This is a genomic window from Pseudomonas sp. NPDC087342, assembly GCF_044744265.1.
Lineage (GTDB): Bacteria > Pseudomonadota > Gammaproteobacteria > Pseudomonadales > Pseudomonadaceae > Aquipseudomonas > Aquipseudomonas nunensis.
This window is the reverse complement of record NZ_JBIUXZ010000010.1, coordinates 170,368-183,274: the sequence shown is the minus strand read 5'-3', so window position 1 is coordinate 183,274 and position 12,907 is coordinate 170,368. Positions and strand designations below refer to the sequence as shown.

Genomic DNA, 12,907 nt, shown 5'->3' with positions numbered 1-12,907 from the left:
ACCACCTGATCCCATCCCGAACTCAGCAGTGAAACGATGCATCGCCGATGGTAGTGTGGGGTTTCCCCATGTGAGAGTAGGTCATCGTCAAGATTGAATTCCGAAACCCCTGTCTGCTAACGCAGACAGGGGTTTTGTCGTTTTGGAGCAGATAAATCTTCAAGCGACAGCAAGGGCTTAAAGCTAACCCAGAAGCTCTAGCGCGCCGTTCGGCGGGAATCCGCTACGAATCCATACCATTTCAGACAATCCCCTAAGATTTCTCCCGCTCGTGCCGAAAGACTGGTGAGACATGCGTGCACCAAAGTAGAGCGGCCTCAGAAGCCGTCTGCGCTGTTACATGGAATGTTGCAATCCGGAACGCATCCCCACTTTTTGCATAAGAAGTCCCATGAAATGAATCTCAAGTTCAGCCATAAAATCCTGCTGGCCGCTTCAGGCGTCGTGGTGCTGGCTTTTGCGTTGTTCACTTTGTACAACGACTATTTGCAGCGAAATACTATTCGGCAGAATCTCGAATCCTCCGTCCAGCAAGCCGGCGACTTGACCGCCAGCAGCGTGCAGAACTGGATGAGTGGCCGCGTACTGGTGCTAGAGAACCTGGCACAGAACGTTGCCCATCAAGGTGCAAACGCCGATCTGCCAGGATTGGTTGATCAACCGGCCTTCACCTCGAACTTCCAGTTCACTTACGTCGGCCAGGCCAACGGTGTATTCACCCAACGCCCAGACGCGAAGATGCCGGATGGCTACGATCCACGTCAGCGCCCTTGGTACAAACAAGCCGTCGCTGCCGACAAGACCATGCTGACTCCGCCTTACATGGCTGCGGTCGGTGGTCTGGTGGTGACCATCGCCCTGCCCGTTAAAAAGAACGGCGAACTGCTCGGCGTTGTCGGCGGTGACCTGAGTCTGGAAACCCTGGTCAAGATCATCAACTCGGTAGACTTCGGCGGCATCGGTCACGCGTTCCTGGTCAGCGCCGACGGTCAGGTGATCGTCAGTCCGGACAAAGATCAGGTGATGAAGAACCTGAAAGACATCTACCCAGGCTCCAACGTGCGCATCGAGAAGGGTAATCAGAACGTCACTCTGAACAAGCAGGACCGCATCCTCTCGTTCACCCCGGTCACCGGGTTGCCGAACGCTGAGTGGTACATCGGTCTGTCGATCGACAAGGACAAGGCCTATGCCCCGCTGAGCCAATTCCGCACCTCGGCATTGATCGCGATGTTTATCGCCGTGAGCGCCATTGCAGTGCTGCTGAGCCTGCTGATCAACGTGCTGATGCGTCCGCTGACCACCATGGGCCGTGCGATGCAAGACATTGCCCAGGGTGAAGGTGACCTGACCCGTCGTCTGGCCGTGGAAAGCAAAGACGAGTTCGGTGAACTGGGTGGTGCGTTCAACCAGTTCGTGGAGCGGATTCACGCATCGATTTCTGAAGTGTCCTCGGCGACCCGTCAGGTCCATGACCTGTCGCAACGGGTTATGGCTTCGTCCAACGCCTCGATCATTGGTTCCGACGAACAAAGCGCCCGCACCAACAGTGTGGCTGCCGCGATCAATCAACTCGGTGCCGCAACTCAGGAAATCGCGCGCAACGCCGCCGATGCTTCGCAACACGCCAGCGGTGCGAGCGAGCAGGCCGACGACGGTCGTCAGGTGGTGGAAAAAACCATCCTGGCCATGACCGAGTTGTCGCAGAAAATCAGCCTGTCCTGCACTCAGATCGAAACCCTGAATGCCAGCACCGACAACATCGGGCACATTCTGGACGTGATCAAAGGCATCTCCCAACAGACGAACCTGCTGGCACTCAACGCGGCCATTGAAGCAGCTCGTGCCGGTGAAGCCGGTCGTGGTTTTGCGGTAGTGGCGGATGAGGTGCGTAACCTCGCCCATCGCACCCAGGAATCGGCAGAAGAGATCCACAAAATGATCACTTCGCTGCAGATCGGTTCTCGCGAAGCGGTGACCACCATGAACGCCAGTCAGGTCTCCAGCGAAGAGAGCGTCGAAGTGGCGAACCAGGCCGGTCTGCGACTGGTCAGCGTGACCCAGCGCATCGGTGAAATCGACGGCATGAACCAATCGGTGGCCGCGGCGACCGAAGAGCAGACCGCAGTGGTGGAAACCCTCAACGTCGACGTCAACCAGATCAACCTGCTGAACCAGCAAAGCGTGGCCAACCTCAATGAAACATTGAAGGATTGCGATGCCTTGTCGTTGCAGGCGAATCGGTTGAAGCAGTTGGTCGACAGCTTCAAAATCTGATCCATCGATGTAAAGAAGCCCGCTGTGGAGTCGATCCACAGCGGGCTTTTTCATGCCTTACGCAAACAACTTCAACACATTGTTCATCGCATCATCAGCAAACCCCTGCACAAACTCCGTGAACCCCGGCAACGCCTCAGCGCCGCCCTGAGCAGGTTCGGCAATGATGGTCCAGGTTGCCCGGGACTTGCCTTCCCCCAGAGACTCCACATTCATTGCCGCCCACAAATTGGCCACGCCCAAGGTGTTGTAGATCGTGGTCCAGGTCATGCTCAGCGCCTGGTCGTCCCGGGAGTTGAGTTGCTCGACCACCAGGTTGCCGTCCTTGAAGAATTTCTTGCGCAAGGACGACACGCCGTCGCCGGTCATTTCGATGTGCGACAGCGCCGGGATGAATTGATCGAAGCCGGCGAAGTTGCCGACCACTGCCCAGACTTTCGCCGCGTCCGCAGGCACGTCTACCGAAGACGCTACGTGGCAGCCGTGAGGGTTTTGGATCAGGGTATCGGGTTGCAAGGTTTTCATGGTTTTGCTCCAGTTGGGTGGGTCAGATGAAGTTGATTTCTTTGAGGTAGTCGCAGCCGCGGCGTAGCAGCGCCGGGGATTTTTGTGGGTAGTGCGCGCCCATCTGCCGGACGCCGGCCTGGGCGTTGTCGTGGCCGATCATCGAGATGTCGCCGATGTCTTCTTCAAAGCCGTTGAGGTAGAAACCCAGCACGCCGAACAACGCGTTGTCGCTGTCGACCCGGCCCAGTTGCTGCTGCCAGTCGGCGACGCTGACCATCGAGAATTCCCGACCGGCTTCGCGAAACGAATCGACGTAGGCATCCCAGCTCAGCGGCTCGGGGTTGTGCAGGTTGAACACCGCGTGTTCCGGTTGATAACGGCTGGCATGGAAGGCGATAAATCGGGCGAGGAAGTCCACCGGCATCAAGTCAAAGTTCAGCGAGAACTCCGGCACCTGGCCGAGCTGGATCGAGCCCTTGAGCATCAACATCAAACGATTCTTGTGCGGCTGGCACACGCCCGTGAGGCTGTTGAAACTGATATTGCCGGGGCGATACAGATTGACCCGCACACCGCGCTCCCGCGCACGCTCAAGGATCCGCTCACCAACCCATTTGGACAGGTTGTAGCCGTTCTTGATGTAGATCGGCGGGGTCTGCGCGGCGGGCAATTCAAGCACCCGGCCATCGTCAGAAATCGTGCTGGACGCCGAAAGCGTCGAGACGAAGTTGAAGATCTTCTTGCTGCGCCCTTCACACAGGCGCAGGCACTCGAAAATCGGTTCGACGTTATCCCGTGCCAGCGACTCGTAATCGAGCACGTGATTGACGTTGGCCGCGTTGTGCACCAGCGCACCGAACTCCCGGTCCAGTCGCTCGTAGACATCCTGCGCGAGCCCCAAGGACGGGCGCGTGATATCCGCTGCATAAACCCGCACCCGATGCAGGTCCAGGTGCTCCAGACGGTTCTCGCGCAAGGCCTGGGCGAAGCGTTCCGCCGCCGATTGTCCACCGCCATCGCGTACCAGGCAGGCCACTTCTGTGGCGCCCCACGCCAGCAGCGCTTCGACAATGTGTACACCTACAAAACTGTTGGCCCCGGTGACGATCACCTTGTGCACATCCCCCATGCGACTGACCGGCAGCGGCTGCACATCCAGTTCACGAAAAGCATCGGCCATGGCCTGCGCGCTCAGCACTTCCTCGGTACCCGAGCCACGAACCAACGTCGCCAATTTCGCGATCGTCGGCAGCTCGATAAAGCGGTTGATCGAAATGCTGCGCCCAAACTCCTCACGCAGTCGCAGCAACATCCGCGACAACAGAATCGAATGACCGCCCAGATTGAAGAAGCTTTCGTCGGTGGAAATATCGCTCGCCGGCAGTTCCAGCAATTCGGCCCAGATCTCCAGCAAGAGCTCTTCATCGGCACTGGTGGGCAAACGCCGAGCGCTGTTCTCCAGCACGTTAACCGGCAGCGCCAGCAGCGCCTTGCGATCAACCTTGCCGTTACTGGCGAACGGCATGCTTTCCAGTTCAGTCCACGCACCGGGTTGCATGTAGTCCGGCAAGAATTGCACGGCGTGGGCCTTCAGCGCTTCGCGAGCGGCGCCGGGCTGGTCTTCCTGAGGTTGGGCGAGGAACGCCAGAATCCGTCGCTGACTGTCGATGACCACCGCCACTTGCCGGTAGAGCTGACTGTCCCGCAGGCAACGTTCGATCTCCTCCGGTTCGACCCGGAAGCCGCGGATCTTCACCTGATTGTCGCGCCGCCCACACAGTTCGATACCGTCGCGGGTCCACTTCGCCATATCGCCGGTACGGTAGGCACGCAGGCGTTCACCGTTCGGCAGGCTCAGCTCCAGATAGCGTTCGGCAGTTTGCTGCGGGTTGTTCAGGTAACCCAGGCACACCCCCGGGCCGACGATGTACAACTCGCCGACGGTCTGCTCGGCCACCGGTTGAAAGTCTTCATCGAGAATCAGCACCTGGCTGTTGGCAATCGGGCCGCCGAGGGTGCGGTTGTTGTCGCCGGGTCGCAGTTGCCGCGCGGTGATCAGCACCGTGGCTTCGGTCGGGCCGTAGAGGTTGTAGAGGTTGCCCTGGCGGGTCAGTTGCTCGATGACGTAGGGCTCGCAAACGTCGCCGCCGGTCATCACGTGATCCAGCACCTGCAACTGATCCAGCGGCAGAATGCTTAACAGCGCCGGCGGCAGGAAAGCGTGGCTCAGCTGTTGATTGCGGATCAGCGCCACCAGTTGCAACGGATCGCGGCGCTGGTCGTCACTGGGTACGATCAACTCGGCGCCCTGCAACAGCGTCGGAAAAATATCGATCAGCGACGAGTCGAAACTCAGCGATGAAAACTGCAATACCCGACTCTGTTCGGTCAGTTGCACGTAGTCGGCGTACCACGCGGTGAAGTGCGCGAGGTTGGCCTGGCTGAGCAGCACGCCTTTCGGGTGCCCGGTGGTGCCCGAGGTGTAGAGCGCCATGCACGGTGCATCGAGCGCCGGCCGCTGACGCATCAACGGTAGATCGAAATCCATGGCATCACAGTCGATACGACTGATATCCAGCCCCGGCATCTGATCCGCCAGAGGATGCTCGCCGTCATGCAGCAGCAACACCGCCCCGGCGTTCTCCAGAATGTACTGCTGACGTTGCAGCGGATGGCTCGGTTCCAGCGGCAGGTACACCGCGCCGCTGCCGAGAATCGCCACAATCCCTGCATACAACGCGCTGCATTTCGGCAGGCAAATACCCACCACCAATGAGCCCTGATGCTGATCAAGTAGCGGCTGCAGACGCTGCTGAATCGCGCGACTGTGAGCATGCAATTGGCGATAGCTGAGGGACGTGCCGGCGATGCTCAGTGCAGGTCGTTCGGCGCATTGGATAAAGCGCTGTTCAAGCCGCTCGATCATCGGGATCTGGCCCAGTTGCAGCAGCCCTTCGTGCGCGGTCATGTTGAGCTGATGGACGAAGGCCAGATGCTCGAGAAACAGCAGGTTTTCTACTCGATCAAAATCAATCGGTGCCACCGTTTCGGTGAGTTGGAAATACTCGGCATCCCGGGAAAACCGGCTGACCAGTAACGCCACGTGATCCACCAGTTCTGCCACCGCCCGCAGGCGCAGCGCCTGGCCGTTACCGGACGATTCTTCGGCAATCGGCACGCGAGTGAACAGCGTCGAGCCGAACTTGCACAGCAAGTCCAGGGTTGGCAGCCCCAAAGACTCCCCAACACCCAGTTGCAGCATCAATCGCGGTACATCGCCAAAGTCGGCAAAAGCCAGACTGGCGTCGTCGATGACTAAATCGACGTTGCCCAACGCTCGCTCACCCGAAGCAGCCCGCCGCACCAGTGAATGTCCATGTTGTTCGAGCTCCAGCGCCAGGTCGGTCAAGGCCTGGCTCTGCCCTATAAGCACAATGTCGAGACGTCTCATGATGTTCTCCTCGTTAAACCAGGTAGTCGCTCAGAGCTTCTTGAACGCACGGCGAATCGAGCAGCGAGCTGCTGCGAAAAAACCGCACGATGTTGGCAACCAACGGGTGATGGCGATTGATCGGGAAGGCCAGGCCCGAGACTTCGCTCTTGAGTGCGCGGCGCGCAGCGTCACTGACCTGCAAGGACTCGATCAGGCGAAAGTCGAAGGACTTCTGAATGTCGTTGGTCAGGTAGTGGCCGATAAACACCGGCAGGATCTGCGCGATGCATTGGCGGTCGGCTTCGCTCGCGGTGTGCCAGTAGATGCGCACCAGTCGCGCCCAGAAACCGGAGTGGCGGCCTTCGTCCAGCAAGTGATCGGCCATCAGCCCCTTGATCGATTGCTTGACCGTGTCGTCCTTGGCAAACGCCGCCACATCGCCGGTCACGGTGTTCTCGGCGATGGCCACGCAGATCAGTTCCACAGCGCTGCGCAAGTGTTCCGGGGCGAGCGCGACTGCTGCCGGAATCGCCCGGCTCAATTCGATTTCATCCGGCAGTTCGATCGGCGTGATGCCGGTCATGGCCACGGTCTGCTGCATGAAATCCATCGCCACCAGGGCGTGGTAATCCTCGTCTACCACCACGGTCATGGCGTCGTAGCGGCAGGCGAACGGAAAGGCCACGGCGAAGCGGTTTTTGGCGATACTGCGCGCGGTCTTGTCGACGATCTCGGTTTCGAAAATCACCACGTCGTTGATGAACTTGTAGAGCGTCTGCACCAGGGCGAAGTCCCTTTGTTCGGGGCATTCGCGCAGGAAGGTTTCGCTCAACACCAGGGGTTGGCGGCTCAACGGGTAGATCAGTTTGTCGTCGTTCTCCAGCACGCGCCGGGGCCGGGTGCGGATGGTGGCGCGGCTCTCCCAGGCGTCAGCGAAGGATTGGTAATCGGCGGCGTTCATGCACTCACCTCGCCGACGGCTTCACTCATGCTGACGCGCAAGCCATCCCACAGGGCGATGCGGCTTTCCACCGCGGCGATGGCGCTGGCGTAGACATCTTCCTGACGTTGCGGATCGCCATCGACCAGCCGGGCGAGGAGTTTTTCTGCCGCCGGGCCGTGGTCTTCGGAATCGACTTCGATGTGGCGTTCCAGGTAGTAACGGAAGGTCGGGGCTTGATCGAGGCCAATGCCCCAGTCGTCGAGAATCCGCTGGAACATCTGCGGGATCACGCTTTCCCGGCCGTGCAGAAACACGGCGGCAACGCTATGACCCGGCGCATGCAGCGCGGTGTTCAAGGTATGGCGCACGAACTGTGCAGCGGCGGGGTCGATTTTCACGCTTTGCAGTGCCACGTCGTAGCTCACGCCTTCTTTTTGCAACGCGACGAAGCGCTCTACCGCAACGGTACTTGCACCGACTTCGCGCATCGCATCCAGGTACAACTCGAAATGGCTGTAGTGACCATTGGCAGGACGGTCATCGGACTCTTCGCCGAGCACAATCTCGTTGATCAGCCGTGCCGCTTGCGGATCTTGCGGTGGCAACCAGGGCAACTGCACGCAGGTCAGTTCCTGCTGCAGGCGCTTGGTCAGCGACATAAAGTCCCAGACGGCAAACACATGGGTTTCCATGAAGCGTTGCAGGATCGACAACGAATGTATTTCGCCAAAGATTGGGTGAGCGCTAAGTTCTGCTTTCTTTTGGTTGAGACGGTCTTTAGTCGGTTTCATGGGCGAGCCTATAAGTAAATTGGAAATACCAATGGGAGATGTAAACAACTAGCGGTAGTGAGTAGATGTTTTATCTGGGCGAGCGGAGGCCTCAATCGAATTGATGTATGTGAGTAACGAAACAGTCTTTGTTGCGCCGCGTAAGGATTGGGCTTGAGCCTTGCTGGCCTGGATCCAATGGCGGCGGAGAAAAACTAATACATCAATAAAGTTCCCGGCAAGTTATTTTTATATTATTTGAAAGTTTAACTTTTTCGGGCGCGAAAAGTTTCAATAAGACTTTTGATTCAAGTTTTATTTGGATGAAGTTACTCCTTCCGGCTTATATAAGTCAGAATCGAATAAGAGAGTGAATGCCTCACTCAAAGTAACTTTAAAACTGTGATCGCTGGTGTCATCTGAGGGGATGGAAGTTGGCCGGGAATACGCCATTTACTTCCTTTCCCGTGGCAAGACTCCTTCCGTAGGTTCTTGGTGCGCAGTCGGCTCCCGCGAGAGCGGTGCGTCTGCGTTCATTGTTGAGTTGGCAGGCCCAAGAGTGAGCGTAATTGACGGTAGCCGCTATCGTTGGTACGGCATTCGTTGGCTGCCATTATCGGGATTGAGAAGAAGTTGCCAGGCGGGCTCCGGGAACGCAGGAGTGGCATTGTTCTAGCGGGTTGGTATGAGCGAAGGGGGATTTGTAAGCAGGCTTTTCGCCGAATGACCCAGGACAGGTTCAGCGACACGTTGCGGCAAGCGCTGGCGAGCACATTCGATGTGCTCGCGCGTGCCTGGGGGGCGGTTTATCTCGAGTTTTTCTTGCTTTGGGTGCCGGTGCTTTCGAGATAGCGTGTGATGACCTCGACACCGCGATTGAGGTGATGCTCAAGCAGTTCGACCGCCAGCTCAATGTTCCGGTCTTCTACGGCGCGCAACAAACTCCGGTGATCTTCCTGGGACAGCTTGCCCAGGCCCATCGCCTCAAGATTGAAGCGCAGGAAACGCTCTTCTTCGTTCAATCCGTCTTCGACCAGTCGCAACAGCCGGCGATTGGGCGCCTTGCTGTACAGTGCCATGTGGAACAGGCGATTGAGTCGACCTATCTCGGTGTAGTTGTGTTCGGTTTCCAATTCGTCGATGTAGCGGGCGGCCAGTTCGAAATCGGCGACTTCGAGCAAGGGAATCGAACGGCGCAATGCTTCGGATTCCAGCAGGATCCGCAGTTCATAGGTTTCCGTCGCATCGCCCTGTACCAGCGCAGCGACCACGGCGCCTTTATGGGCAACGACATTGAGCAGCGATTGCGCTTCGAGCTGGCGCAACGCTTCGCGTACCGGCATGCGACTGACGCCGAACAGGTCCGCCAGGTCTTGCTGGCGCAATGCTGTGCCGCAAGGGATGCGTCCGTCGAGAATGGCCGAACGCAGGGTTTCTTCGATCACCGAACGCGCCAGGTGAGCGGGAATCGGCCCGTTGACCTTGATGCTGTTCAGAGGATTGGGCTTCTGTGTCACTACTACGCACCCTGCATGACTGAAGTTGTTTTTGGATCCAAATGGACACTAGTGACTGTTATACAGGTTGTCAAACCTTGTAAAAGATCACCGCAACTTCTGTCGCGCCCGTGGCCCTTGCAGTGCTTGCTACAGGTTGTGATCTTTTTATGACTACTCACATTCCAAGTTTAGCGTGCTGGCAGTGATCTCACCGTGCCATTGTCTTTTATCGGCCTAACCTGCACCATCAACCGATTTCCACCTGCCTACCCTGGATGCCTCGCATTGGCGGTACGTTTCGCAATCCCCCGGATGTTGCGCTGGCTGTGCTGCGCGCTGCTGCTGGCCGGCGTCATGCTGGGCGGGTTGCATGCCGACTGGGATTTTTCCCTGATCAGCCGCCGTGCCCAGGCCATTTACGGGCCATTGGGCGAGGGCCAGCAACGCATCGATGCCTGGCAGCGTTTGCTGGCCACCCAGAAGCAGGTCGGCGAGATTGAAAAACTTAATGTGGTGAACCAGTTCTTCAACAAACAGATGCGCTACGAAGAAGACATCGACCTGTGGCACGAGGTCGATTATTGGGAAACCCCCATCGAAGCCTTGTGGAAGGGCGCCGGCGACTGCGAAGACTACGCCATCGCCAAGTATTTCAGCCTGCGCCATCTTGGTGTTTCCAGTGACAAGCTGCGCATCACTTACGTCAAGGCGTTGCGTTTGAACCGGGCGCACATGGTGTTGACCTATTATTCGACACCCGAGGCAATGCCGCTGGTACTCGATAGCCTGATCAACGAGATCAAACCGGCCAGCCAACGAACCGATTTGCTGCCGGTCTACTCTTTCAATGCCGAAGGCTTGTACCTGCCCGGTGCCAAGGGCAACAAGAAAGTCGGTGACACCAAGCGCCTGTCCCGTTGGCAGGATGTGTTGAAAAAAATGCAGGCCGAAGGATTTCCGGTCGAGACGACTAACTAGGAGCACGCGCTCAGATGTCTTTGTTCAAACAGCTGTTGATCGCTATCTGCCTGTTCCTTGTGGTCGCCTTCACTGGCAGCTTCATGGTCAGCCTGGAGAGCTCGCGCACTCAGTACGTCAACCAGTTGCGCTCCCACGCCCAGGACGCCGCCACGGCGCTGGCATTGTCCCTGACGCCGAATATCGACGACCCGGCGATGGTCGAGTTGCTGGTCAGTTCGATCTTCGACAGCGGCTACTACGCGAGCATCCGCGTGGTCGATCTTAAGACCGATCAGACCATCGTCGAGCGCAGCGGCATTCCGGCGGTGAATAACGTGCCGGACTGGTTCGTCAAAATGATCGGCCTGGAAGCCGCCGGCGGTGATGCACTGGTCAGCCGTGGCTGGGAGCAGGCTGCAAGGGTCGAAGTGGTCAGCCATCCGATGTTCGCCCTGGCCAAACTGTGGCAGAGCGCGCTAGGGAGTCTGGGCTGGTTGCTGATCTGTGGCGCGGTGAGTGCGGTGCTGGGCGCGTTGCTGCTGCGCCGGCAATTGAAGCCGCTGGACTACATGGTCAAGCAATCCCACGCCATTGCGCGCCGGGAATTCCTCAGCCTGCCGGAACTGCCGCGCACCCCGGAACTGCGCCGGGTGGTGCAGGCCATGAACCAGATGGTCGAGAAGCTCAAGGCGCTGTTCCAGGAACAGGCCGAGCGCAGTGAAAAACTGCGGGTTGAGTCCTATCAGGACAACCTCACGGGCCTGGCCAACCGACGCTATTTCGAAATGCAATTGAACGCCCGGGTGAGCAACCCGGAGCAAGCCAGTTCCGGTTATCTGCTGCTGTTGCGGGTCAAGGACCTGGCCGGTCTGAACCAGCGCCTGGGCGGGCAACGCACCGATGATTTGCTGAAAGCGGTGGGCGAGCAGTTATCCCGCGAGTGCGCCAAATACCCGGAAACCCAGAACCTCGTCACGCGGATTCGCGGCGGTGAATTCGCCGTGTTGGCGCCGGGACTGGTGCGCGAAGAAGCGCTGCAACTGGCGCAGAACCTCGACAGTGCGTTGGCAAGTTTGCATGCGACCGGCGCCACCGATGTGGCCTCAGTAGCGTCCATCGGGCTGGCACCGTTTGCCCATGGCGACTCGCCGCAAGCGGTGCTCGGCCTGGCGGATCAGGCGTTGGCGCAGGCCGAAGGTCAGGGCGAGCAGAGCTGGGTATGCCTGGATCACAGTGCTTCGGCGAGTGTCGGGGATGATCATCATGCGTGGCACACACTGCTCGATGGCGCACTGAATCAGCAGCGTTTCGAGTTGTATTTCCAACCTGTGGTGGCGAGTCAGGACACCGCGCTGGTGCTGCATTACAAGGTGCTGTCGCGTTTGATCGACGATCAGGGCCAGACCATTCCCGCCGGGCGCTTCCTGCCGTGGCTGGAGCGCTTTGGCTGGACGGCGCGGCTCGATCGGTTGATGTTGGAATTGGTCCTGGAGCAGATGGCCGGGCATGAAGAATCGCTGGCGCTGAACTTGTCTTCGGCGACCCTGGCGGATCCACAGGCGCTGAATAGAGTCTTCGAGATTTTGCGTCAGCATTCGAATCTGGGCGAGCGCCTGACCCTGGAAATCGGTGAAGAGCAACTGCCCGAGCAAGCGGTGCTGGAGCAGTTGACGCGGCGTCTGCGCGAACTTGGGTTCTCCCTGAGCCTGCAACGCTTTGGCGGGCGGTTCAGCATGATCGGCAACCTGGCGCGGCTGGGGTTGGCCTATCTGAAGATCGACGGCAGCTACATACGGGCGATCGATCAGGAGAGCGACAAGCGTCTGTTCATCGAGGCCATCCAGCGCGCGGCGCACAGCATTGACCTGCCGCTGATTGCCGAGCGGGTCGAGACCGAAGGGGAGTTGTCAGTGATTCGCGAGATGGGCTTGTATGGGGTTCAGGGGCAGTTGTTTGGTGAGCCCAAGCCCTGGCGGTGAAGCTGCTACCGCCATCGCGAGCAAGCTCGCTCCCACAGTGGATTGATGTTGACCACACAACCTGTGGCCAACCCAAAACCCTGTGGGAGCGAGCTTGCTCGCGATGGCGTCAGTAAAGGCACCGATGAAGGTGGGGTCTAGATCAACCCCGTCTCATCATCATCTATCAAATGACTCAACCCACCCAACGCTTCCCGGGCCTGGGTCCGGTCCATCAGTTTGGCTTGGGCGGCGGCCGGCAGATCGGTGACGCGGATCACGCCTTTGCTGGTCAGCACCTGGATCAAGTCGTCGAGTACCCGGATCATTTCCAGGTCGCTCTGCTTGAGCTGCTTGAGGCTGGTTTCCATCACTTCGTTGGCGTACCAGGCCTGGATTTCATGGTTGTCGGCCGGCAGTGTTTCCGTGGCCTCGGCGTAGGCCGCGGCTTCCACGCGCACCAATTGGCCTTGCGCATCGCGTTGCACGTAAAACATTGAGCATCCCTCAGAAATGGACCAGCGTCATGCTGTCAGCAGCATAGGCCAACTGTTGGCGAG

General features: G+C 58.6%; 9 protein-coding genes and 1 rRNA gene. 4 read left to right on the top strand and 6 right to left on the bottom strand.

Going from position 1 to position 12,907, the window contains the following annotated elements:
- Positions 1-93 (top strand): 5S ribosomal RNA (rrf, locus tag ACIOYV_RS20645); the annotation flags it as partial.
- Between the two features lie 303 nt (positions 94-396).
- Positions 397-2,277, top strand: coding sequence for a methyl-accepting chemotaxis protein (locus tag ACIOYV_RS20640; RefSeq protein ID WP_401326552.1), 1,881 nt, complete (start codon positions 397-399; stop codon positions 2,275-2,277).
- 57 nt (positions 2,278-2,334) lie between these two features.
- On the opposite strand, the gene ACIOYV_RS20635 is transcribed toward ACIOYV_RS20640, so the two are convergent.
- From ACIOYV_RS20635 to ACIOYV_RS20615, 5 genes are all read right to left on the bottom strand, one after another.
- The gene (locus tag ACIOYV_RS20635) at positions 2,335-2,802 is read right to left on the bottom strand and encodes an SRPBCC family protein (protein ID WP_163914918.1); all 468 of its coding nucleotides are present in this window, start codon (positions 2,800-2,802) and stop codon (positions 2,335-2,337) included.
- 22 nt (positions 2,803-2,824) lie between these two features.
- Entirely contained in the window at positions 2,825-6,235 is a 3,411-nt protein-coding gene (locus tag ACIOYV_RS20630) for an amino acid adenylation domain-containing protein (protein WP_401326550.1), read from the bottom strand.
- Between the two features lie 13 nt (positions 6,236-6,248).
- Positions 6,249-7,178: a diiron oxygenase gene (locus ACIOYV_RS20625; RefSeq protein ID WP_401326547.1), complete on the bottom strand. Its 930-nt coding sequence runs from the start codon at positions 7,176-7,178 to the stop codon at positions 6,249-6,251.
- Positions 7,175-7,951: a DUF3050 domain-containing protein gene (locus tag ACIOYV_RS20620; protein ID WP_401326545.1), complete on the bottom strand. Its 777-nt coding sequence runs from the start codon at positions 7,949-7,951 to the stop codon at positions 7,175-7,177. Before ACIOYV_RS20620 ends, ACIOYV_RS20625 begins: the two co-directional genes overlap by 4 nt.
- A 785-nt stretch (positions 7,952-8,736) precedes the next feature.
- A complete protein-coding gene (locus ACIOYV_RS20615; protein ID WP_401326542.1) occupies positions 8,737-9,447 on the bottom strand; it encodes a GntR family transcriptional regulator in 711 nt (236 codons plus the stop codon).
- A 267-nt stretch (positions 9,448-9,714) separates the two neighbouring features.
- Between ACIOYV_RS20615 and lapG the strand changes: the two genes are divergently transcribed.
- Positions 9,715-10,407 carry a cysteine protease LapG gene (gene lapG, locus ACIOYV_RS20610; protein WP_401326540.1) on the top strand — a complete coding sequence of 231 codons (693 nt, stop codon included), beginning with the start codon at positions 9,715-9,717 and terminating at the stop codon, positions 10,405-10,407.
- Between the two features lie 14 nt (positions 10,408-10,421).
- A complete protein-coding gene (gene lapD / locus ACIOYV_RS20605; RefSeq protein WP_401326537.1) occupies positions 10,422-12,368 on the top strand; it encodes a cyclic di-GMP receptor LapD in 1,947 nt (648 codons plus the stop codon).
- Between the two features lie 137 nt (positions 12,369-12,505).
- Here the strand turns inward: lapD and ACIOYV_RS20600 are convergent, their stop codons facing one another.
- Positions 12,506-12,844 (bottom strand): hypothetical protein, encoded by a 339-nt coding sequence (locus tag ACIOYV_RS20600; RefSeq protein ID WP_054050336.1) that lies wholly within the window; start codon positions 12,842-12,844, stop codon positions 12,506-12,508.
- Between the last annotated feature and the right edge of the window lie 63 nt (positions 12,845-12,907).